Genomic DNA, 23,805 nt, shown 5'->3' on the forward strand with positions numbered 1-23,805 from the left:
TTTCATTTAATGATTCTGAAAATTAATTTATAAAACCGCAATTTTCAAGTGAATTTTCTTTAATCAAAATCCTTTTTAAAGTGGGATTCCTGCCAAAAGAATTGATGATCTACATGATTAATATTTAATTTTTTAAAATAGTATAGCGTTAATAAATTAAGAGCCCACTTAAAGTGAGCTCTTAATTTATACATCTAGAAACGCCAGTTGTAGAATAAATCGATTGCTCGTTCTAAAGACTGACTTGCTTCTAAATATAAACGGCGATTCATTTGATAACGCAGCGTAAGTTTATTGACTGGCGTAAATACTCCGACACCATAACGAATAAACAAATCAGGCGTAATATATCCAGTTAAGCTTACCTGAGTATCATCACCCGTACCTTGTGCATCTAATGCAAGACCACTTAAGCCGAAAGTACGTCCAATTTGATTCGTGAACGCGCGTGTACCGCCCAAGCCCATACTAATACCAGCAGCAGCGATTGTATTGTTTACATCAGATTTAAAACCTTCCGCATTACTTAAACCGCTTGAGCCTTCATTAATACGACCTGTCACTAATGCATTTAATGCTTCTTGTTCAGATAAGCCCGCATCGTTATAAACTTGAATGTTTGGTGATGATGCAGTACCTGTAACACGAACGCCAACCATACTACCCTGAACATTTTTATTTGCATCTATATCTAAAGTTGGGTTTGCCAATGGGCCATTGAAACGGGCAATAGCACGGTTTAAATCTAAGCTTTGACCATAAGCTTCAATTTTCACCTTTTGACTTACACCAATAGCACCCATCGCGCGCATTGCCGTTTCATAACCACGCTGAGTTAAGTTCAAACGACCTACTAAAGGAATATTACTGTTAAAGCCTTGGAAGATAACTTGATTACCAATATTTACCGAAATATCGGCACGGATATCCCAAGGTTTTGCTGCACGTAAAATTGCAAGTGGATCTTGGCCTTGACGGACAATACGAACATCTGAAGATGTATTAATGACAGGTGCTGTTGTTTCAGGCATTGAAATACGTGCACGAGGAACATCTACCGACCCTTTCAAACTTAAACGTTTGTCGAAAGGATACATATCGAGTGTCAAATTCGGATTTGCAATAGCTGTAATTAATGGTGCTTGACGTACGAGTAAGTTATCACCTTTTAAGTTCAACTGTAGACGTGGAGAATCTTTCCAATCGAAACTACCTTTAAGTAAACCTACCCCTTGTCCACTGTTAAATGCGCCATCAATTGTTGCCATATTCTGACGAATAGATGAATACACTTGTACATTGGTTAAGTTCACTGGCAGGGAAATCATACTGATTGCCCCATTTTTCAAACGCATCTCACCCGTAAATTGCGGTTGGGTTAATGTACCATTTACTTTACCTGCCAAGGCTAAAGTACCACTCATTGAACGCACATCTTGAATAAATGGTTTTAAAACTTTTAACTGTACATCATTAAAGGCGACCTCACCATGCATTGGCATAGATGGTTGGTATGGATTAATAATGACATTCGCGTATCCGGTACCAATATCTGGTGTTTTTACATCAACACGGAACAATAGACCATCTGAAATGCTTTTCGCAATTACACTCAGCTCATCATAAGTCAACGTGGTTGGCGGATCTTGAGGGTCTTCTGCTGCTAAACCTAGTTCACCTTTTCTGGTTACTAAGCGTGCATCAAGTTTAGGATGTCCACCATTTACCCAAGACGCTTTAGCATAACCATTGAGTTGACCCGTCATAGCCAAACCTTCCGGCATAAATGCGGCAAAATCTCCTAAATCCAGATTTTGGGTAATAAATGAAATATTGCCTTGTGCTTTACTCACACGTACAGGTTGGTCAAGGCATAACTGACTATTTCTACTTTGCCAACAATGCTGTCCAACATATAGCTCAGAACGTGCTGATGAAAACACAACAGGCGCATTTTGATTTTGCGCTAAACGAATTCGACGCGAATCAAAACTACCTTTTTGAATTTGGCCCAACCAATCATTATTTTGGTTAAAACCGCCTGCTAACTGTACATAAAATTTAGAAATATTATTATTTGCCTGAACTTTTAATAAATGTGCTTTTCGTGTTCCAGTTAAATTAACTTCAGCAGACTGGATTAGACGGCTACCACTACGTAAATTATCAAGCTTTGCTGTGAGCTGAGTTGGAGTTGTTTCGGAAGTTGGTAGTTCACCCTGTACACGCAGTTTTTTAACGCTCACTAAATTATTGAAAGCAAAGTTATCAACTGCAATATTAGCTGTAGCCTTCAAACGCGGCTGAGATTGAACACTCAAATCTCCATAAGCACGACCACTTAGACCCGGATACAACTCATAAAGCGCAGGCGCATTGAGCTTGATTTTTAAATTCTGTGCATTACCAGTCGCCTGTAACTGGTTTTGTGCATACACTAAAAATAGATTATTCGCTTCAAATTGCTGAGGTAAAAAGCCCTTTTGGTTCGAATCCATAAGTACAGATAAGTTACCTTTACCTCTCACTGGCTTATTATTCAAAAATCCTGCAAGGTTCAATTGCTGAATATCAATACGCTTTAACTTATCAGACCAAACACCTTGCGTTTTTACATTTCCTGAAATTTCGCCTTTTACACTAGAAACAAAATATTGAGGTTTAAAACGCACAAGCGAACTATTGATATCCCAAGCAATACGATCTTTTAAGTTTAATGATCCAGTCGCGTAGATTTTTCCAGCCACACCATCATGTTGTAACTGACTAATTCGAATAAACTCTGGAGTACCAGCAAGAGAGAACTTTAATAACCCATTAGCCTGATTAAGTGCTTTTAAAGATCCATCATAATTCACTGCAAAACCTTTAAAACCACCACCGGCTTTAACATCATTAAATAATAAAGCTGCCGTACTTTTCCCAGCTAACGCAACCGTTTCTTGGTTTGCTTGAGCCAACTGGCCTTTTAAATCAATTTTTTCAAGTTGAATGATTTGTTGATTTGGCTTGGCAAAACCACTTGCTTTGATTGATCCATTAAGTAAGTTTACCGGTGCAGCTGCATGAATACTTTGTGGATTAAAGTCTTTAGCATTTAATAACGCATTCCATGCCAACTGACGTTTTTCGGTAGGTAATAAAACTTTAGCCTGACCTGTGAGGCTCCCTTTTTGAGCCGCAAAATTAAAACTAGGAACATTAAGAATATTATCTTTAACATTCAATGTTGCTAAATATTGTCCAGCTGGCAATAAGGTTTGTTCATGCTGATATACTTTAGTTGCCACTTTAATATCTTGCTGACCATCCCGTAAAGTCAAATCTACTTGACCACTATCACTGCTTAACCAACCTATATATGGCATAGCACGATCTATTTTGGACCAAGCCACATTCATAAACATTGGCTGTGGTTTTTTATTCTTTTCAGGTGCTTGATTTAATTTTAGTTTCCAAGACTCATAGCGGTCAAAGTCGACATTAGCAAATACTTCCATGCCTTTTTCTAAAGAGCCAGTTGAAGCAACTGCAGCATCTAAACTTGGCGGTAAGAAGTCCTGAACGACTTGAGGGATAGCTTTATCTTTAGGATTAACATGATCTAAACGACCTTTTACATCCCAAGTGACATGATCTTTCCAGTTCACCAAGCCTTTAAGGTTAACTGCACCTTTCATGACCTGACCATTAAAGTCTGTAATATTCAGCTGATGAACCAAATCAGTATTCATTAAGGCGTTGTATTGGCCTTCTGGTAAATTTTCCCCTTTTAAATCTGTCTCAAGCGCTAAGTTAAGTTGCTTAACATCCCCCTGAAACTTGATCACACCATTTTTAGCAAATAATTTTTGTTCAACCAGTAAAGGCAAGTGATAATTTTTAAGTAACAATGCACCTTTCATTGGTACTTCATGGCGAACAGGATGTAAAACGACCCAACCTGTTAATAAATCTGGTGTTGTCGTTGCTACACCGGCTTGCAATGTATCTAAACTTCCGCGAGCTGCCACTTTAATATTTTGGATGTTTAAACTTTTTAAAGAAGGAATTCTTAAATCTGCTGTCGCATTCAGTGGATATTTGCCACTAAAGTCCATATTTCCTGTTGCGTTATGAACAGAAAGATACCCCATATCCATACTTGAATTTTCAAATTTCAGTTTTGTCTCTGACCACAAAGCATCATTTAGATGAACATCATGGAAATTTACGACAGAACCTGAATTTTTAATTTCTAAATGATCGACATCTCCCACATCTACACGAAGTACAAATGGTAATTTAATGGGTTTAAACTCAAATGGTTTATCCGATGGCGGAGCTTTGTTAATAATAACTAGGTTACGGACATCTGCATTGCTCAAATGCACTTCTTTTTCTAATATTAAAGAACGCCACCCTAACCGTACATCCGCTCTATCTAAAGTAACGTCAACTTCTTTTAACTGAACAATAATATTTTTAAGAATAATTCCCCGAAGTAAATTACCCCCTTCATATTCATATTTAATGACTTGCTGAGCTTGTAAAACACGGTCTAATAAAAAACGGCTTCCACGGTCAGTCGACATCATAATAATGATGGAAGCAACAAGTAATAAAAGTATGATTAATATTGTCAGCAAAAAGCTACGCAAAATGCGTCGCTTCTTAGGAGAGCTAGGTGCCGAAGTGGGCTGCTGTTCTACTTCCGCCATAAAATAAACCTAATAAAATTTTATTTTTAAAGTTGTGGACCAATAAAGAAATGCAAACGAATCGGATGATTATCATCAGAAATACCTGAAGCCACATCTAAACGAATTGGTCCAATTGGGGACTTCCAACGAATACCGACACCAACACTGTAGGCAGTCGGGTTACTAAAATTCTTATCGTAAGCATTACCAAAATCAGAAAAAACAGCTGCTCGCCAACCCTCTTTGAATTGATAGTTATATTCTAAAGAGCCTACTGCTAGAGCCTGTCCACCAATCTTATATCCATTTTCTTCGGGTGAAAGACTTTTATAATCAAAACCGCGAATTGTCTGGTCACCACCAGTAAAGAATCTTAAATTATAGGGAACTTTATCAAATTCATCGGTAAAAATATAACTAAGATCAGATCGTCCCACAAACTGATGGTTATCATTTTCACCTAAAGAATAAATAAATCTCCAACCCGCAGTTGCAATCGCCATATTGGCATCGGAAAGTAAACTGCTACTTCCCAGTTCTAACTTATAGCTTTGTTTAAATGCTTTCGTTGGATTTAACCTTGTATTACTTGATGTTTTAGAGGTTTCATAACCAAATAATAACGCTTCTTGCTCTGATGCAGCTGTTTTAAATGCATCTGGCAATTCAGAAATATCGACATTTCCCTTTTGAGTCAATCGGTCCAGACGGTAACGAACCCCAATAGTATGTTGCCAATTGCCTAAAGGTTTTTTAATAACTCGCTCACCACCCAATACGGCAGATTCAGTTAATAAACTCACATCAGGACCGATATTATCTCTAGTCTCGCGCTCATAACCACCTACAATGTTAAAGTAATCATTTAATGGATGCTTATAAGGAATACTATAACGGCCATCTATAGACTGACGAATTTGTGAAAGTTCAAAGTTGGCATCAAAGGAGTGGCCATATTCGTTCACAATCGAACGACGATATTGACTACGTAAACGAGCTCCCGTATCAGTACCATAACCCACACCAGTTTCCAGACTATTCAATTTGTCCGCATTTAAAGTCACAATAACCGGAATCCGTTTTTCTTCACGTGCTTGGGCTTGTAAACGGTCTTGTTCCGACTCTTGCTCTGCATAATCTGCTGCTGCGGTTTTCAAAGAAGCTGGAGCTGCAGCTAATTGTACATTTTCAGTTCCGGCAAATTGTTTTTCGTCTACCACATTTTGACTAACCTCTTTACTAGATGAGGCTAATTGTCGTGCTTTAGCAAGCTGTTGTTGCTCTGGAGAAAGCAATTTTGATTCATCAATGGTGACATTTTGCTGATCGACTAATGCTTGTAAATCTGGGGGTAATTCAAGCGGCTTCTCAATTGGATCAGGTTTAATTGAATCGACCAGCGTGTAGTTAAAATAGCGAGAGTTCGTCAGGTTGTTGGCTAAAGCATTTACACGCCAGAATGTGTAGTCATCGCCCTCTTTCCAAGGTGCCATACTCTCAAGAATATTTAATTTGATTGGCAAGGGTTTTGAAGGATCACTCATACGAAACTCAACCTTACCTAGCTTATATCGCTCACCCGTTTCATATTTGAGGTTAATATCTGCTTTGTTTTCAGGTTGGCTTACTTTTACATCGTGTAAACGCCAGTAGGCATCAAAATATCCATTATTTGTTGCGGCATCGACAATTCGACTTTTAGTTGTTTCATACAGACCATGATTAAAGATATCACCAACATCTTGGTCTGGAACTAAACGAATAACTTGAAACTGTGGTTGTTTTGCACCCGCTCCACTGAATTCAATATTTTGTTCATTAATTCGTACCGGCTCATTTGGAGTAACTTTAACTCGAACACGGCTTGCACTTAATTTTTCAAAACGAAACTCAGCATTGTAATACCCCACCGCTTGAGCGGCCTGATTGCTTAGGCTCCTAAGTTGAGGCAATGCTGAATTAAAATCTTCAAATGATTCTTGAGTAAATGTAGATAATTTACCTTTGATATTTTTAGCCAAATCGTCTGGAGCACCCGTAACCTCAGCAGTAATACGAGGTATTTGCTCCATCGGAATCACACGCGGTGGACGAATTTTATTAAATATCCGTTTAAAGAAACCTTTTTCTTCCGGCGGCTCTTCAGTAGCAGCTGTAAGCTCAGGTAAAGTTTTTCCAGTTTCATTAGCTTCGACTACAATCTTACTATCAGATTGAATCTCATGCATGAGTTGGTCAATATTTACAGGCGCCTGATTAATTTCATGTAATTCTGCTTGTGATGCATCATTCACTACCATTTCTGGATGTTTTTGTGTGCCATTTTGGAAGTTCTGAGCTTCAGTTTTTGCCTCTTCTGCTACCCGATAAATCTCATTTGCCATATTCTGGTCAACAGGCATCACGGGTAAATCTTCGAGGTTATCGAGCGTAATTGGCTTAAATTCTTCAATCTGATTTGGAAATTGTTCTTGTTGTTGCAATATAGCCAAGCTATCTTGTTGCTGCTGTGCTTGAGTTACCAGAGTAGCGACATCAGTAATCGGAACATCATTTTGGTTATTTGTATTTGTTTGTTGCAATGATGGATCAGTTACTGACTGGTTTGCTACCGGCGTTACGGTCTCAGCTGAACTTTGAGCATAACAAGGATTAACACATAAACTTAACAATAGGCTGCTACAAATAAGTTTAGGTATACTCTGCATTTTTAGGATTAAATGCATAGAGTGAGAAAGAGTTGACTGTTTAAACTTAATTTTAGAAGGCATGGAAAACTCTAAACTTATTTTTTAATAAACGCACCAATATGAGGATAAAACTCACTCGAAACCATTGATTTTTCATTTAATCAAGCGTTAAAAATATCATACATGGTTTTCGATGCAAATTAACACTCCGTCACATTTTTTAATAAAACTCAATGAAGCTTGTATATGATGAAACAAGATGAATCCCTGATGACATCACGTCGGTTTGTACCGATGTTTTTTACACAGTTTTTTGGCGCATTAAATGACAATGTTTTTAAGCAAGCTTTATTGTTAGTCATTACATATGGTTGGATTCAACAACAATCTGCCCCTGTAAGTACACTCAATAATTTAGCAGCATTATTGTTTATTTTGCCATATTTCTTTTTTTCAGCAACAGCAGGACAAATTGCTGACAAATACGAGCGCTCACAACTTGTGCGTGGCATAAAAATATTAGAAATCATAATCATGCTTATTGGGTCTGCCGGTTTCTTATTGGGGCATTTATGGCTACTGCTTCTGGCTTTATTCTTAATGGGAACACATTCCACTTTTTTCGGACCTATTAAATATGCAATTTTGCCTGAAATTTTAAAACCAAACGAACTTATGTCGGGCAATGCCTTATTTCAATCCGGTACATCGATGGCAATTTTATTCGGCATGATCTTAGGTGGTGCCGTAATTGCATCATCCGAAGGTAATTTACTATGGATTAGTCTGACTGTAGTCGCTATTGCTTGCATAGGCTATTTATTTAGCCGCTTCATTTTACCACAAAAAGTTGCTGCACCCGATTTAGATATTGATTGGAACTTTATTCGTACAAGCTTCCAAACTATTACATATGCCAAAAGTTTACCGTTAGTGTTCACCATTTTATTAGGTAATTCGTGGTACTGGTTTTATGGGGCGACTTATTTAACGCAAATTCCGCAGTTGACTCAGCAAAATCTCCATTCATCAGAAAATGTAGTTAGCCTATTACTCACCTTCTTCTCTGTCGGAATTGGGGTAGGTTCTCTTCTTTGCCGTAAAATTGGTGGTTCGGAAATTAATATTAAAATGGTGCCGATTGGTGCAATTGGCCTTACTGTTTTTGCGCTTTACCTTGCAGCGAGTCTAGCCTTTGTACCGGAGAAAACTGGAGCATTACTAACCTTAAAAGATATTTTCACTCAAGGTTGGGTTTACTACCATGTCATGATTGCCGTGACTTTATTGGGTATTAGTGGCGGTTTTTATATTGTTCCTTTGTATGCCATGATGCAGGCTTACTCACCGCGCTCACATCGTGCCCGAGTGGTTGCAGCAAATAACATTTTAAATGCTGTATTCATGGTTTCGTCAGCAATTTTCTCAATCTTAATCTTAAGTGTTTTAAAAATTGATATTAAAATACTATTTATTATTACAGCTGTACTTAGTGCAATCTTTAGTATCTGGCTTCTTGCCCGACTAAAACCAATGCTTGCCACAGCACATCTTTCTTTGGAGGACTAATTTATGCGCCACTATACGGGAATTGATCAACTTATTAACTCCTTTGATCAGGCATTACGTAGTCTTGTTCCAGGTGCAACAGCAGCACAGCGACAAAATCCGGCTGAAACGGCTGAAACAAAACTTGGAGTTGAAGATGCTCGCCATGTTGCAGGCTTAATGCGTGTTAACCATAGTGGTGAAGTATGTGCTCAAGCGCTTTATCATGGGCAAGCATTAACGGCGAAATTACCAAATGTACGCCGCGAAATGCAACAGGCAGCAATTGAAGAACAAGACCATCTAGCTTGGTGCGAAGACCGTTTAAAAGAGCTAAACAGCCATACAAGTTTATTGAACCCGATTTGGTATGGCCTTTCATATGGTATGGGTGCTCTTGCCGGTATTGCAGGTGATAAATATAGTTTAGGTTTTGTTGCTGAAACTGAACGTCAAGTTAGTCTACATTTGCAAGATCACTTAAACCAGTTACCTGCTCAAGATGAACGCTCTCGTAAAATTCTAGAGCAAATGAATGAAGATGAATTACATCATCGTCATACTGCGCTTGAAGCAGGTGGTGTTGAATTACCTTATGCAGTAAAAATCAGTATGACCGCTATTTCAAAGTTAATGACTAAAACGAGTTATTACCTTTAAAAAAACAAAGGATTGATCTCATTCAGATCAATCCTTTTTCACATATTATTTTAAACCATGATCATATTTGAAACGTTCGATATCTCGAATTGAATTCCAATAGTTTCTATTAATACGGTCACGATCAATTTGTAATTCTCTTAAAAGCTTACGATAACGTTCACGCTCTTCTGGCTTTAATTTTTCGTTATAAGCGCTATCAGAATATTGCTTAAACTTCTCGTCATAACGATCGTATTCATTTTTTGCATTGTAGTAATCGGAAGCTGCACGATAATAAGGTCTTAACCGATCACGCTGCTCGATTGGACAGACATTAATATTCCCGCTCCCTTCTAAGGCGTTATAAAAAATATTTGATGGCTGGCAATAATATCCTAAGCCCTCTTTATATCCACGTTCATATGACTTTTGATCTGGAACAATATTAGCTTTCCCACACGCTTTATAATATTGATCTAAACGCGGCGAAGAACCTTTTGAACCGTCTTTCTCACCCACTAATGACCAATTCGCAGTCTTACATTCTTCTACGCTCATTGCAGCACAACCTGAAAGGCTGATTGCTAAAATGGCTAAACCGATATTTTTCATATTAAGAGAACTCAAAAATAAAATTAAAAAAACGCAAAAAATAAAATTCCAGTACATACACTATGTAAGTCCTGCTTTATTCAAGACTTATACATAAATGTTTAACTGGATAAGCGTTTAAGTTTAAAGCAGTTTGACCATCTCACCAAATTTAAGGATCACAAATTCTAATTATGTTTAATTTTTAAAAGCGAAATCATGAACTATCAAATGGCTCTTATACGTTAATTTTACTTTAAAAATTTATTATCAAAACAAAACTCAAGCCACTGATTATGAATATAAAAAATAAAAATTATTTATAAAACTCTCTTTAATCATTTTACTCTTTTTTTACGCGATTTACTTCAAGGGCTAAGGTAGGATTTTAGCTAAATAACCACCAAGGTTTTTTATAATGAGTACGCTTATTTACCCAAATTTAAACTTAAAAGATTCTCACTTTAAGGCATTTAAAATATCAGATGATTTTATTCCACAAACGCACGTACATACGTTCAACTCAGAGCTTTTTTTAAAAGAAGTTGATGAATATTTAAATTTATATCCTCAGACTCAGCACATTGATATTTGTCTACATGACTTAAACGGGCATATTCGTGGTAAACGAATTGACGTTAAAAGCCTCAAAAATCTCTCTCATGGATGTTATTTTCCACTTTCTGTTTACGCCATGAGCCTTGATGGAAAAGTAATTGAAGAGACAGGATTAGGAAAATATATTGGTGAACCAGATAGACTTTGCCTGCCCATTTTAGGCAGCTTGCAACCAAGTGCCTTATCCTCAGAATTAAATGCTCAGCTTTACCTATCAATGCAAGAAGAAGATGGTACAGACTGCCGCTATGAACCACGCAATATATTAAAAAAAATATTAAATCAGTTACATGCCAATAATTACTTTCCTGTCATGGCTGCCGAATTAGAATTTTATCTTTTCTCACCTCAGCATCAGGCTGAAACCTGTATAGAAAACCAATGTTTTGATATAGATGCACCCAATAACTATCAACAAGTCCTAGATGAGGTTGAAAAAGCTGCTCTACTACAATCTATTGAAATTACCGCGATTGTTGCGGAATCATCTCCTGGACAATATGAACTAAATCTTCAACACAGCCATGACATTTTGAAGCTATGCGATCAAATTAATGCTTTAAAAAGAATTGTAAAGCAAGTCGCAAGAAAGCATGACTTAACTGCTTGTTTCATGGCGAAACCCAACTTGGCAAAGGCTGGAAGCGGCATGCATTTTCATATGAGTATGCTTAATCAATACCATGAGAATATATTTAGTTCAGTTGAAGAGAAAGATGAACTTTCTACCAACTTACTCAGTGCAATTAGCGGACTTATTGAGCTAATGCCTGCATCTATGGCGATTTTAGCGCCTAATATTAATTCTTATAGACGTTTTAAAATTGGGCATCATGTGCCATTAGAAGCCAATTGGGATACTAATAATCGTAATGTCGCAATTCGTATTCCGTGCTCAGATGTACAAAATCAACGCTTAGAATATCGTGTTGCTGGCGCTGACTGTAATCCCTATCTGGTTACAGCAACTATTTTAGCAGGTGTATCTTACGGCTTATCTCATAAATTACCACTACCAAAACCTGCTCATCTTTTAAAATTTCCAGACGAGCATATTTTATTAGCTAACAATCAACCAGAAGCCTTAAAAATATTTAAAGGAAGTCTTATTTTAAAAGGATATTTAGGCACTGACTTTGTCGAACATTGGTACACGGTTAAGCAGGCTGAATATCAAAACATTTATAGTCAAATGACTGAAGCAGAACAACATTGGGATATATAAATAAAAAAAGCAAAAAAACTATAAACTACTTTGCAAACCCTTAGGGAGAAATACCCTAAGGTTTTTTTATATCTAATTAATGATTTTTCTGTTTAGCTAAAAAACGCAATCCAACACCAGGTTCAGTTGCAATATAGCGTGGCTGAATTGCGTTATCCCCCAGTTTACTGCGTAACTTGCCCACTAAAATACGTAAATAGTGCGTATCTTCCTGATGAGTTGGGCCCCATAGTTCTTTTAAGAGCTGTGGCTGGGTTAAAAGCTGTCCTTGATAGCGCATTAATAGCGTTAAAAGTTGAAATTCTTTTCGAGTTAACGTAATTGGTTGTTGCTCGACCCAAACCAAACGTTGCGTAACATCAACTTTAAGATAACCATCGTCATAGATATGAGCTTCTTGCTGAATCGGTTGGTTTCTTAAAATGACACGTATGCGCGCCAAAAGCTCTTGCACACTAAAAGGCTTGGTCATGTAATCGTTTGCGCCAGCATCTAGCAAAGCAACTTTTTCGTATTCGTCAGCCCGTACAGATAGCACAATAACTGGTACATTCGACCAGCTACGTAATTCTTGAAGCACTTCTTTTCCATCTAAATCGGGTAAGCCCAGATCTAGAATAACTAAGTCGGCACCTTGCGTTGCTAAAGCTTCTAGGCCTTTGTAACCCGTTTCGCAGAGCGTGGTTTTATATTTTTGAGTTCTTAAAGCAATGTCTAGAAATTTACGAATTTGAGGCTCATCATCAATAATCACAATGCGTGTTTCTACAGGTGACGTTTCTGAACTTATCATGAATTTACAACTTATTCTTTTACTGGGTGAATGGGTAATCTGATTTGAATTAAAGTACCTTTATTTTGGCGCCCTGAAAATGCTTCTATTGTACCCATATGAGCACCAATAATCGCTTTTACGATTGTAAGCCCTAAACCTGTACCAAATTTTCCACGGTCTCCACGCTCCATCGTATAAAACATATCAAAAATACGATGTCTTTCATCTTCAGGAATTCCCGCACCTCTATCTTCAATTTCAATTTTTACTTCATCTTCTGATGAAAGTTGAGCACGAATCATGACTGGTTCATCTGGAGGTGAAAAGTTTGCGGCATTTTCTAAAACATTAAAAATAGCTTGCTCTACCAGTGCAGGGTGAACATATAAACTAATTTGTTGCTCAGGTAACTGAACGACCACTTGCGTATCTGATTTATAGCGTTTTAAACGGCGGGTTGCCGAACCAATTAATTCATCTACCCCAATCCAGTCTCTTTTTAAAGTTAAGCCTTCGTGGCCTAAGCGTGTCATATCAAGCAAGTTTTGAATATAACGGTCTAGACGCTCACCTTCTAAATGAATTGTTTCAAGTAAATCTTGCTGGTCTTGTTCTGACATATCAGCTTTAAAATTGGCAAGCGTATCTGCGGCTCCAATAATAGAAGCAAGTGGTGAACGTAAATCATGCGATACCGAAGATAATAAAGCTGAACGTAAGCGCTCTGTTTCACTGGTAACTTTTGCTTGTTCAAGTTCATTGACCAATTGGGTTCGAAGTGCTGCCTGTGCAATATACTCAATTACACTTTCAGTTAGTTTTTTCTGCTCAAAATTTAGAGAAACCACTTCATCTTTAAAGTAAATTCCCACTATACCTAGGCTATTTTTCTGCTCTAAAAGTGGTAAAAACCACCAGTTTGATTGACTAAGGGTATCGGTAAAACGTCCACACGGCTGTTGGTGTTTCAAACACCATTCTGCAGCTACTTTTTCTTTATCATTTAGTTCTATGTCAGATGAAATAACTCTATCTTGGATAGAAATCCACACTTTAGTTTGCAGCTGGGTTTCTAAAGTCATACGACCGGTTTGCATGACTTCTTCAAGGTTTACTGCACTAGAAAGCTTACGTGCCAAGTCTTGCATTACTGTGGTGTAGGCATTGGCAGCTTTTAAAGATAAAACCTGCTGACGTAATTGAGAAGCCAAACGCCCAGCAATTAAAGCTGCTGCAAAAAAAGCAACAACGGTAACCACACCTTGGTGTGCTGAAATTTGAAATGTAAAACGTGGTGCTATAAAGAAAAAGTTATAGGCTAAGAAACAAATAAGAGCGGCGACTACTGCAGCGAGCATTCGGGTTTTAGTTGCTACAATTAAAACTGAAATAATAAAAATGACAGAGAAGTCTTCAATACCCAATAGAACTTCGGCAAAGTGAGCTATAAAAATACTTGCGCATGTTACCGCTAAAACAAAAACACTTTCTTTTAATGATAAAAATGATGGCTTCTCAAGTTGAGCTGTCTTTTTAGTGCCCTGTTCTGGGTGTAAAATCGTCAAAGCAATCGAGTTTTCTTGATTTAATAATTGCTGAGCTAAATTTTTCTTAAATAACTTTAACCACCACGGTGAAATACTTTTGCCAATGACCACATTGGAAATACCTCGATCAAGCGCAGCATCCATTAACACCGAAGCAACTCGTGGCCCATATAAAACTTCGGTTCGACCAACAAGTTGTCGAGCCAATTCAAATGCACGGTCAATTTCAATATATTCTTTTTTATATGAATTTGCTGAACTCTGCCCAGAATCCAAACTTTTAGCAACATTCACTACAGTCCATGTTGCTCCATTGCGTTCAGCTAATCGACAACCTGCCCGTACTAAATATTCAGAAGAGCCTTGCCCATCTATCGCAATCATTAATTCATTTTGTAGCGAGATAGACTTCAAGCCTTTAGAGGTATAACTCTGTTTTAAATCTAAATCGACATGCTCAGCAACGCATTGCATTGCCAGTTCACGTAATGCAGTTAAATTTGAAATGCTAAAAAAGCCTTGTAATGCCAGATTCGCTTGCTCTGGCACATAGACTTTTCCTTGATGGAGCCTTTCAATGAGTTCACTGACAGGTAAATCAATTAAACGAATATCTCGAATACGGTCAAACACCCGATCTGGCACAGTTTCATTTACTCGAATGCCCGTAATCTGATGTACCACATCATTTAAGCTTTCTAAATGCTGAATATTCATGGTGGTAAATACATCAATACCCGCATCTAGTAATTCATTGACATCTTGCCACCGTCGTTCATGGCGACTATTGGGTATATTGCGATGAGCCAACTCATCAACTAAAACAATTTCCGGATGCCTGAGTAAAATAGCATCCAAATCCATTTCTTCTAAAGTATGCCCCTGATATTGCATTTCCTTTCTAGCAATTTGAGGCAAGCCTTCCAAAATTTTTAGAGTTTCTATTCTTCCGTGGGTTTCAACAATACCAACAACAACATCTGTACCTTGTTGAAATAACTCTTTAGCGCGGGCAAGCATAGCATAGGTTTTGCCGACACCAGGCGCTGCACCGAGAAAGACTGTTAGTCGACCGGCTTGATATCTATTTACATGATTTAATAAGGCCTCAGCCTGATTTTCGCGATTGCTTTGCACTTGATATCATCCGGTAAACTAACAATTTTATTTTCAAGTTAATGTGTAGATTGTAATTGATCTAAAGCGATATTTAGCTCTAATACATTAACACGAGCTTGCCCTAGTACACCAAACTGAACTGGTTCAATATGCTTTTGAAGTAACTCTTCTACAACTTTAGGGTCTAAATGACGCGCTTGAGCTACTCTGGCAACCTGTATTTGAGCAGATTCAGGACTAATATGCGGATCGATACCACTACCCGATTTAGTCACTAAATCACTTGGAATAGGGTTATTACCTGTATGGTCTTGTTTTTTCACCGCAAGAATCTGTGCATCAATTTGTTTTTGCAGCTCTGGATTAGTAAGCGCTAAGTTTGTGGCCCCCATAGACATTGGGTCATAAGCAACCGCTGAAGGACGTGGATGAAAATAAGTTTCTCCAACAAATGGCTGAGCGACTAATTTTGACCCTAGAACTTTATGGTTTATTTCAATCAAACTACCATTCGCTTGATTGTGAAATAAAACCTGTCCCGCGCCTGTAGCGATCGCACTATAAACAGCGCCACAACTGACAAGAGTAAAAATTAGAAGTCCGAAAGATGCTCTTAAGGTCTGACCCAAATTTGCTTCTGAATTTTGTGCATAAGTTTTCATTTCAAACTCCAGATTACAAACCAAATAATTGAACAATCACAACATCAATCGCTTTAATGGCAATGAATGGTAGAACCACACCGCCCACCCCATAAATCAACATATTTCGACGTAGTAACTGAGTTGCAGTTGAAGGTTTAAATTTCACGCCTCGGAGTGCGATTGGAATTAATAGCGGGATAATAATCGCGTTAAAAATTAATGCAGATAAAATCGCGCTATTTGGACTCGCCAAATGCATCACATTCAATACTTGCATTTGTGGAATCGCAGCAGCGAACAATGCAGGCAAAATGGCAAAGTATTTAGAGACGTCATTTGCTAACGAAAATGTTGTCAAAGCACCGCGGGTAATCAGTTGCTGTTTCCCAATCTCAACCACAGCAAGAAGTTTGGTTGGATCTGAGTCTAAATCAACCATGTTGCCGGCTTCTTTTGCAGCTTGTGTACCCGAGTTCATGGCTAAGCCAATATCGGCTTGTGCTAGTGCTGGGGCATCGTTGGTTCCATCACCAACCATCGCAACTAAACGACCTTGTTGTTGTTCGGTGCGAATACAAGCGAGTTTATCTTCTGGTTTTGCTTCGGCAATATAGTCATCTACACCCGCTTCAGCAGCAATCGCAGCAGCGGTTAATGGGTTATCACCTGTGACCATTACAGTTTTAATACCCATTTCTCTTAAACGAGCAAAACGTTCTTTAATACCGTGTTTAATTACATCAGAGAGTTCAATCACACCCAATACATGATGTTGATTTGCAACAACCAACGGTGTTGCCCCTTTTTTAGCAACTTGTTCAACACGTGCTTTTAACTCTAGATCTTGAGAATAATCTTCATCTACAAATTTCAAGATTGCATCTAAAGCACCTTTACGAATTTGCTCACCATTCGGTAAATTCACACCAGAAATTCGAGTCGATGCACTAAAAGAGATAAATTCGGCTTGCTCAGGTTCTTGCTGTTTTAAACCTTGTTCTTTTGCTAACTTAACAATCGATTTTCCTTCTGGTGTTGGGTCGGCAAGTGAACTTACCCAAGCAGCAGCTCTCAACTCCAACTCACTTACAGAAGTTAAAGGATAAAAAGAAGTCGCTTGACGGTCACCATAAGTAATGGTTCCTGTTTTATCGAGTAAAAGCACATCAATATCACCCGCAACTTCTACTGCTTTACCTGATTTCGCCAAAACATTGGCTTTGAGCGCGCGGTTCATACCCGCAATACCAATCGCAGGTAACAAGCCACCAATGGTTGTTGGAATTAAGCAGACCAACAGCGCAACGAGCACGACTGGATCAAGTTTAATATGCAAATAATGAGCAATAAACGGCAAGCTAATCACAACAATTAAGAAGGTAATTGTCATCACCATTAATAAGAAGCCAAGTGCAATCTCATTTGGTGTTTTTTGACGATTTGAACCTTCAACCAAAGCAATCATACGGTCTAAGAAGCTTTGACCAGATTCAGCAGTCACTTGCACAACAATACGATCTGTAAGAACTTTAGTCCCACCAATAACACCTGAACGGTCAGTTCCAGCTTCACGTAGCACAGGTGCAGACTCACCTGTAACAGCCGATTCATTAATGGTCGCAAAGCCTTCTACAATTTCACCGTCGGCTGGAACAAGCTCACCTGCATGAACTTCAATATAATCATTTAAATGAAGTTCGGTCGCTGCAACCTGAGTGGTTTGACGGTCTGTCAAAGAATTGAGTCTTCGAGCAGTCAAGTTTTCTCTCGCAGCACGTAATGAAGATGCCTGTCCACGACCTCTAGCCTCTGCAACTGCTTCAGCATAGTTAGCAAATAAAATCGTAATGAACAAAATTGCTGTGACGACCAAACCGAATACCAGTGTGGCATATCCCATTAAGGTACTTAGAGCAGTGATTACTGTTCCAAGCCATACAATTGCCATGACTGGATTTTTAATTGCATGCTGGGGTAGCAATTTTATAAAAGCATTTTTCCAAACTTCAAAACTTGGTACTGCCACAGTTGTTTTATGGCTATTTACATGAGTTTGTGTATTCATTTTCACTCGCCTCCTTAGCCTTTAACCAACAACAGTTGATCGGCAATTGGCCCAAGGACAAGAACTGGCATAAATTGTAATAAGGTAAGCAATACAACAATCGTAATCAGCGTTAAGGCAAAGGTTGGCGTTTCAACCTGAAGGCTACCTGTTGTTTCGGGTGCTTTTCTTTTTGCTGCTAAACGTGTCGCAATCATTAATGGCAAAATTAATGTCGGGAAGCGTCCTAAAAGAAGAGCAAGACTACAAGTGACATTCCACCATACGGTGTTGTCTCCAAGGCCTTCAAAACCTGAACCGTTATTAGCAAACGCAGAAACATATTCATAGAACACTTGGCTAATACCGTGTGGTCCAGGGTTTGTGATACCTGATAATCCCGGAATACTAAGACTCAAGGCTGTAAAAGCCAGAATAATAAGAGGCTGAATTAAGATAATAATCGCAAGTAACTTGATCTCTGCTGCTTCAATTTTGCGCCCAAACAATTCAGGTGTACGGCCTGTCATTAAGCCTGCAATAAATACAGCGAGTAACAGATAAATCATAAACTGTTGCAGACCACAGCCCACACCACCCCAAATGGCATTAATCAACATATTAATGAGTTCAACCAGCCCAGTAAGTGGCGCAGAAGAATCGTGCATCATATTGACCGAACCATTATTCACTTGTGTGGTCAGCGCAGCCCAAACTGCTGATGCTGCTGGTCCAAATCGTTGCTCTTTACCTTCCATTACTGCAATTTGAGATGCGGTCGATGACATACTTTCAGACCAGACAGCTGCTGCACCTGAAATAACCGACATTAAAAGCATGCTACCAAACACAAAATAGGCAAATTTTTTGCGTCGAGTAAAATGTCCCACCATAAAAACGACTGTAATTGGAATGAGTAAAATCGCTATCATTTCTAATAAATTAGATAGTGGCGTTGGATTTTCTAAAGGCACAGAACTATTTGGACCATACCAGCCGCCACCGTTACTACCCAATTGCTTAACAGCAACCATCGGTGCAACTGGACCTAATGGAATTTTTTGGGTTTGTACTGTATTCGCTTTATCAATAAGCTGTACTTCCGGTCCACCCTGAAAAGTTGCTGGCACGCCTTGGCTGTTAAGCAACAATGACCAAACAAAACAGAGTGGAAGCAAGAACCGGACTGTAGGGCGTATTACATCTGCCCAATAGTTACCAATTAAAATTTGATCTGGCTGTTCGGCAACATCGGCCGCAATATGGCTAGGACGTTGATAAAAGAAAGCTCTTAAGGTCGCAACAACTAAAGCTAGTCCCATCATTGGTGTGATGACTTGCAAACCTACAATACCTGTCATTTGCGACAAATAAGATAATTGAGCTTGACCAGAATAATGCTGTTGGTTGGTGTTGGTTAAAAATGAAATAACCGTGTGTAATGCTAAATCCCAGCTCATATTTGGTGCATGATTTGGGTTTAATGGCAGCCATGCTTGCGTCATAAAAATAGCAAAAACGGCTACAGCTAAAAAAATACAGCTAACAACAAATGCTAAAGAATATTGTTTCCAGTTCATTTGTTGTTGCGGAGATATACCTAACAAGCGATAGACAGGATTTTCAATCCAACGAAATAATCCATCGCCCACCATCGGCTGATTTGCCATCACTTTGGATAGATATTTACTGAGGCACCATGCTAGAAAAATAGCAATAAATAAAACAAGAATAAGTTCTAACATGGCTATTCTCCTCTATACCCCTTGGCTTGATTTGCCAAATTGGAAATAAGGAGAGATGAGCAGATATCATTTGTTTTTAGTCCGCATAAGACTATGCCAGACTGATGCAAGATGCGCATTTGAGAATTTATAAGCATCTTTATTGTCCTGAAGTAACACTAATTTAGTGGATTTCAGTATCGGTAAAATGCTCGTAAATTCTCTATTGAAGAAGTCAAAACCCGCGTAAAGTTTGCGTAAAATTTAGTTTGAAAGGCATTAAACTTTAAAATTAACGACTGGATAAAGTGTTCTATCAGCCTTTAAGGTCTCACAATGCCAAAGTTCATATAAAGGAATTTTTACATCGAGTGCTAACGGCAATTTTTTAGAATTAAATTGCATATTATCCAGATCATTTCCCCATGCAATCAAATCTACATCTAAAGAAATATGATGCGATGGTCGAACACGTCCAGAATCTGACTCAAGTTTCTTTAAAAAAGATTCAATTTGTTCAGACGATAAAGTACTTCTTAACAGACATGCTGAATTCCAGTAATCATCTCCAATACCATCTCGGCATGGAATTTGATAAACATATGAAAACTGCACTTTCCCCAAAGTTGCTAATTGCGTATACGCAAAAGTAAAGTGCTGATCTGCGTCTAAATTACTCGCTAGGGCGAGCGCAAAAATTGTTTCGGGTGCGTTCAAGACGAATTCCTACAGCGTTTGCTTCTGCAATGATGGCTGGCTTACGGATGGTTATGGTAATTTTTTCAATTGTTGGAAAGGTTTCAAATAAACATTGCAAAACCAGATGAGCTGCGTGCTCGATTAATTCAGGTTTAGCTTGTTGAATGGTTTGAGCCGATAACTCACAAATCTGCGCATAGTTGAGTGTATCCTCAAGCTTGTCAGACGCTGCAGCTCGGCTCAAATCATTATGGATGGTTAAATCCAACATTAAAGGTTGAATGATTTGTCTTTCCCAGTTGAAACAGCCAATCACTGTATCAACCTTCAAGCCTTCAATAATAATGGCATCCATAAATTTAAACTGACCTTAGTGCTTTAACAACGAAGTAGGTTCCATATTTTGAACCATTTTCAAACGTTGGTCTGCATAAATATCAGTATATGGTGCGAGTACGCGCATAAAACGATCGAAATAAAGCATTTGCTTAAATAATAAGGCAAAATCTCGAGGGAATTTAATACCGTGGCGCTCACCTACACTCACCATATCCATCATAATGTCGTTTAAATCGGCAGGATTAGTAGACAGAATCTGCTGTGGATCGGCCATTAATACGCCATTAAACAAACGCTCTAAATCTTGAGCTAAAACCTGAACATCGACCTTGTTATGGGTCATACCCATTTTGAGCATATTTTCAGCCATAGCCTGATAATCAGTCTTTTGCAAAGCATCCATAAACGCGATACATGCTGTCCAGACTTCTGGTTTTAACTGACCCACAATACCGAAATCGATAAAACCAATTCGGCCATCTTCAAGCAACATTAGATTTCCAGCATGTAAGTCAGCGTGGAAACTCTTACAGAGCATAAGACTACCAAACCATGTATTCATGGCAGTAATGAGTACTTGTGACGGATCTTTAGCATATTGTTTCACGACACTAAAATCTGTCAAAGACACACCATATAAACGCTGCATGGTCAAAACACGGCGTGTAGAAAACTGATGATAAACTTTAGGGGCTGTCGCAGCTTGGTTTTGTGAAATATTTAAATATTCCACAAAGTCATCTAAGTTCTGGGCTTCTTCAATGAAATCGACTTCACGCACCATACGAGTTTTAATTTCATCAACAATGTCAGAAAGAGCAGCAAACTTGATTTTAGGGACTGCACGTTCAAGCAGCTTTGCAGCCCAATGCACCACATTTAAGTCAGTGTATAAAATAGTTTCTACGCCAGGTTTTTGTACTTTGATAACGACATCTTCACCTGTCGTTAGTTTAGCTGCGTGAACCTGAGCAATTGAAGCAGAAGCTAAAGGTTTTTCATCGATATAACTAAAAATCTCGCTTAAATCACGCCCTTCAAATTCAGAGGCAAGTACGCCTTGAATATAGCTAAATGGCAGAGTTGGAGTCTGATCCAAACAACCTTGAAATTCTTCTACATATTCACGCGGAAATAGCGATGGTGTACTCGCGATAAACTGACCAAGCTTAATATATGTTGAGCCAAGCGACTCAAAAGTCTCACGCATGAGTTTGGCATTACTTGGCTTATCAGTTGCGTACTTAATACCAGCTTTAGCCGCAACTACTGCGGTTTCACCGATACGGGCAACTGAGCGCAATCCATCAAATAAAATATTTTTTTTCATATTTCTTTAGAACCAGAATATTCGTCTCAAGTTTAGCAAATTTTGCTTTATTTGCTGATTAGCTTGCCTGACAAAGTGGACAATTTATATCTTTATCAAAATTAACAATACGTTGTGACATATTTAATCCGTCCCAAAGTAACAGTTTCTGTTTCAGAGGAGTGCGATTAAGCCCTAAATAAAGTAAAGTGTGATGTGCTTGTAATGACGCTATCATTACAGGAGTCGTTGCAAGCACTCCTGACTCTGCACAGCGAAGGCCTTCATTGTCATGCTGTTCTTTTGGAAATAAACATTCATAACAAGCTGAATCACCTTCAACCATAAACATTTGCGCCTGAAAGCCAATTGCAGAAGCACTAATTAATGCGACCTGATGCTTTTTACAAGCACTATTCACTAAATAGCGAGTTGTAAAGTTATCACAACCATCTAAAACGACGTCTTGGTGTTCAACAAGTCTATCAATGTTATGTTCGTCTAAACGTTCATTAAAGTATTCAACACAGATATAAGGGTTAATTTTCTGTAACCGTTTTGCTAGAACTTCAGCTTTATAATGACCAATATCTTCATGACCAAACGCAATTTGTCGTTGTAAATTACTTATCTCAATGGTATCTACATCAATGAGTGTAATTTTTCCAACTCCTGCTCGTGCAAGTAGTTCTGCACTGCTACAGCCTATGCCACCAGCACCCACAATCAGCACATTGGCAAGTTTGAGTTTTTCCTGAGCTTCAATATCCCATCCATCAAGTAAAATCTGACGGCTATAGAGATGCATTTCTTCATCACTTAACTCTACAAAATCGATATCTTGAAGCTCGGTCACACGTTAATCCTTTCACTTAGAAGCCAAGTGATTTTATGACTAAGTTCGTCATTAGGAAAGCTATAAAATGGAAACAACTTTTTTATTCAGTTAACTCCCCATTACATTACTTCTCACACGCTTTCTGCAACAATAGAACAATCCATTTTCTGTATTACTTAGGCTAAATATGTCCCAATCATATATTGCACCAGTAGAGTTAGAAAAAGCTTATCGTTTATTAAATCATGGTCCAACTGTGCTGGTTTCTGCACAACATGGTGACGACCGCAATGTAATGGCTGCCGCATGGGCATGTGCATTAGAGTTTAAACCTGCCAAAGTGTCTGTAGTTTTAGATAAAAGCACTAAAACCCGACAGCTTGTCGAGCAAAGTGGTTATTTCACACTACAAGTTCCTTGCTATGCACAGCTCAATATGACCAAACAACTTGGTACCATTAGTAAGTTGGATGACCCACAAAAACTTGAGCACTGCGGAGTTGAACTATTTTATCAAAAAGATCTGACCAGTCCGCTTGTATCAGGTTGTATCGCATGGCTGGTTTGTAAACTTATTCCTGAACCGCATAATCAGTCAGCTCATGATTTATTTATTGGCTCTGTTGTAGGTGCGTGGGTAGATAGTCGCGTTTTTAGAGATGGGCACTGGCATTTTCAGGATGCACCAAAAGAACTTCGTAGCCTGCACTATATTGCTGGTGGAACGTTTTATTTAATTGGTGAAGAAGTGAAAGCCGACCTCTAATATAA

16 protein-coding genes are annotated in these 23,805 nt (G+C 38.5%); 4 read left to right on the top strand and 12 right to left on the bottom strand.

The window, feature by feature from the left end; all coding sequences use genetic code 11:
• Positions 1-194 precede the first annotated feature (194 nt).
• Positions 195-4,700: a translocation/assembly module TamB domain-containing protein gene (locus tag HMPREF0014_RS14390; RefSeq protein ID WP_004886537.1), complete on the bottom strand. Its 4,506-nt coding sequence runs from the start codon at positions 4,698-4,700 to the stop codon at positions 195-197.
• A 26-nt stretch (positions 4,701-4,726) separates the two neighbouring features.
• Positions 4,727-7,453 carry an autotransporter assembly complex family protein gene (locus HMPREF0014_RS14395; protein WP_004886534.1) on the bottom strand — a complete coding sequence of 909 codons (2,727 nt, stop codon included), beginning with the start codon at positions 7,451-7,453 and terminating at the stop codon, positions 4,727-4,729.
• 165 nt (positions 7,454-7,618) lie between these two features.
• On the opposite strand from HMPREF0014_RS14395, the gene HMPREF0014_RS14400 reads away from it, so the two are divergent.
• Positions 7,619-8,941, top strand: a complete 1,323-nt coding sequence (locus HMPREF0014_RS14400; protein ID WP_004886529.1) for an MFS transporter — start codon at positions 7,619-7,621, stop codon at positions 8,939-8,941.
• A 3-nt stretch (positions 8,942-8,944) separates the two neighbouring features.
• Positions 8,945-9,580 (top strand): 2-polyprenyl-3-methyl-6-methoxy-1,4-benzoquinone monooxygenase, encoded by a 636-nt coding sequence (coq7, locus tag HMPREF0014_RS14405; protein ID WP_004708107.1) that lies wholly within the window; start codon positions 8,945-8,947, stop codon positions 9,578-9,580.
• 45 nt (positions 9,581-9,625) lie between these two features.
• Here coq7 and HMPREF0014_RS14410 read toward each other — a convergent pair whose 3' ends face one another.
• Positions 9,626-10,174, bottom strand: coding sequence for a DUF2799 domain-containing protein (locus HMPREF0014_RS14410; protein WP_004886525.1), 549 nt, complete (start codon positions 10,172-10,174; stop codon positions 9,626-9,628).
• A gap of 397 nt (positions 10,175-10,571) precedes the next feature.
• Here HMPREF0014_RS14410 and HMPREF0014_RS14415 point away from each other — a divergent pair, with 397 nt between their 5' ends.
• The gene (locus tag HMPREF0014_RS14415) at positions 10,572-11,996 is read left to right on the top strand and encodes a glutamine synthetase family protein (protein WP_004886522.1); all 1,425 of its coding nucleotides are present in this window, start codon (positions 10,572-10,574) and stop codon (positions 11,994-11,996) included.
• 76 nt (positions 11,997-12,072) lie between these two features.
• On the opposite strand, the gene HMPREF0014_RS14420 is transcribed toward HMPREF0014_RS14415, so the two are convergent.
• The 9 genes from HMPREF0014_RS14420 to HMPREF0014_RS14460 form a co-directional block, all read right to left on the bottom strand.
• A complete protein-coding gene (locus tag HMPREF0014_RS14420; RefSeq protein WP_004886519.1) occupies positions 12,073-12,789 on the bottom strand; it encodes a response regulator transcription factor in 717 nt (238 codons plus the stop codon).
• 11 nt (positions 12,790-12,800) lie between these two features.
• Positions 12,801-15,455, bottom strand: a complete 2,655-nt coding sequence (locus HMPREF0014_RS14425) for a sensor histidine kinase KdpD (RefSeq protein ID WP_006580562.1) — start codon at positions 15,453-15,455, stop codon at positions 12,801-12,803.
• A 38-nt stretch (positions 15,456-15,493) separates the two neighbouring features.
• Entirely contained in the window at positions 15,494-16,099 is a 606-nt protein-coding gene (kdpC, locus tag HMPREF0014_RS14430) for a potassium-transporting ATPase subunit KdpC (RefSeq protein ID WP_004886514.1), read from the bottom strand.
• 13 nt (positions 16,100-16,112) lie between these two features.
• Positions 16,113-18,152 carry a potassium-transporting ATPase subunit KdpB gene (gene kdpB / locus HMPREF0014_RS14435; RefSeq protein ID WP_006580564.1) on the bottom strand — a complete coding sequence of 680 codons (2,040 nt, stop codon included), beginning with the start codon at positions 18,150-18,152 and terminating at the stop codon, positions 16,113-16,115.
• Positions 18,153-18,160: 8 nt separating this feature from the next.
• Positions 18,161-19,870: a potassium-transporting ATPase subunit KdpA gene (gene kdpA, locus HMPREF0014_RS14440; protein ID WP_004886505.1), complete on the bottom strand. Its 1,710-nt coding sequence runs from the start codon at positions 19,868-19,870 to the stop codon at positions 18,161-18,163.
• Between the two features lie 258 nt (positions 19,871-20,128).
• Positions 20,129-20,566 (bottom strand): 2-amino-4-hydroxy-6-hydroxymethyldihydropteridine diphosphokinase, encoded by a 438-nt coding sequence (locus HMPREF0014_RS14445; RefSeq protein ID WP_006580565.1) that lies wholly within the window; start codon positions 20,564-20,566, stop codon positions 20,129-20,131.
• On the bottom strand, positions 20,523-20,903 hold the full coding sequence (gene folB, locus HMPREF0014_RS14450; protein WP_004886499.1) for a dihydroneopterin aldolase: 381 nt from the start codon (positions 20,901-20,903) through the stop codon (positions 20,523-20,525). The genes HMPREF0014_RS14445 and folB overlap by 44 nt, the downstream gene beginning before the upstream one ends.
• A gap of 15 nt (positions 20,904-20,918) precedes the next feature.
• On the bottom strand, positions 20,919-22,217 hold the full coding sequence (locus HMPREF0014_RS14455) for an AarF/UbiB family protein (protein ID WP_004886497.1): 1,299 nt from the start codon (positions 22,215-22,217) through the stop codon (positions 20,919-20,921).
• A 58-nt stretch (positions 22,218-22,275) separates the two neighbouring features.
• Complete coding sequence (locus HMPREF0014_RS14460) at positions 22,276-23,052, bottom strand: HesA/MoeB/ThiF family protein (protein WP_004886494.1); 777 nt, start codon at positions 23,050-23,052, stop codon at positions 22,276-22,278.
• Between the two features lie 169 nt (positions 23,053-23,221).
• On the opposite strand from HMPREF0014_RS14460, the gene HMPREF0014_RS14465 reads away from it, so the two are divergent.
• Positions 23,222-23,800, top strand: coding sequence for a flavin reductase family protein (locus HMPREF0014_RS14465; RefSeq protein WP_004886491.1), 579 nt, complete (start codon positions 23,222-23,224; stop codon positions 23,798-23,800).
• Positions 23,801-23,805 lie beyond the last annotated feature (5 nt).

Source organism: Acinetobacter sp. RUH 2624 (genome assembly GCF_000162375.2).
Taxonomy (GTDB): Bacteria; Pseudomonadota; Gammaproteobacteria; order Pseudomonadales; family Moraxellaceae; genus Acinetobacter; species Acinetobacter nosocomialis.

What these genes read in the sequence shown, in the direction of transcription:
- HMPREF0014_RS14390 (WP_004886537.1), bottom strand. Translation starts at nt 4,700, where the DNA reads ATGGCGGAAGTAGAACAGCAGCCCACTTCGGCACCTAGCTCTCCTAAG.
- HMPREF0014_RS14395 (WP_004886534.1), bottom strand. Translation starts at nt 7,453, where the DNA reads ATGCCTTCTAAAATTAAGTTTAAACAGTCAACTCTTTCTCACTCTATG.
- HMPREF0014_RS14400 (WP_004886529.1), top strand. Translation starts at nt 7,619, where the DNA reads ATGATGAAACAAGATGAATCCCTGATGACATCACGTCGGTTTGTACCG.
- coq7 (WP_004708107.1), top strand. Translation starts at nt 8,945, where the DNA reads ATGCGCCACTATACGGGAATTGATCAACTTATTAACTCCTTTGATCAG.
- HMPREF0014_RS14410 (WP_004886525.1), bottom strand. Translation starts at nt 10,174, where the DNA reads ATGAAAAATATCGGTTTAGCCATTTTAGCAATCAGCCTTTCAGGTTGT.
- HMPREF0014_RS14415 (WP_004886522.1), top strand. Translation starts at nt 10,572, where the DNA reads ATGAGTACGCTTATTTACCCAAATTTAAACTTAAAAGATTCTCACTTT.
- HMPREF0014_RS14420 (WP_004886519.1), bottom strand. Translation starts at nt 12,789, where the DNA reads ATGATAAGTTCAGAAACGTCACCTGTAGAAACACGCATTGTGATTATT.
- kdpC (WP_004886514.1), bottom strand. Translation starts at nt 16,099, where the DNA reads ATGAAAACTTATGCACAAAATTCAGAAGCAAATTTGGGTCAGACCTTA.
- kdpA (WP_004886505.1), bottom strand. Translation starts at nt 19,870, where the DNA reads ATGTTAGAACTTATTCTTGTTTTATTTATTGCTATTTTTCTAGCATGG.
- folB (WP_004886499.1), bottom strand. Translation starts at nt 20,903, where the DNA reads ATGGATGCCATTATTATTGAAGGCTTGAAGGTTGATACAGTGATTGGC.
- HMPREF0014_RS14455 (WP_004886497.1), bottom strand. Translation starts at nt 22,217, where the DNA reads ATGAAAAAAAATATTTTATTTGATGGATTGCGCTCAGTTGCCCGTATC.
- HMPREF0014_RS14465 (WP_004886491.1), top strand. Translation starts at nt 23,222, where the DNA reads ATGTCCCAATCATATATTGCACCAGTAGAGTTAGAAAAAGCTTATCGT.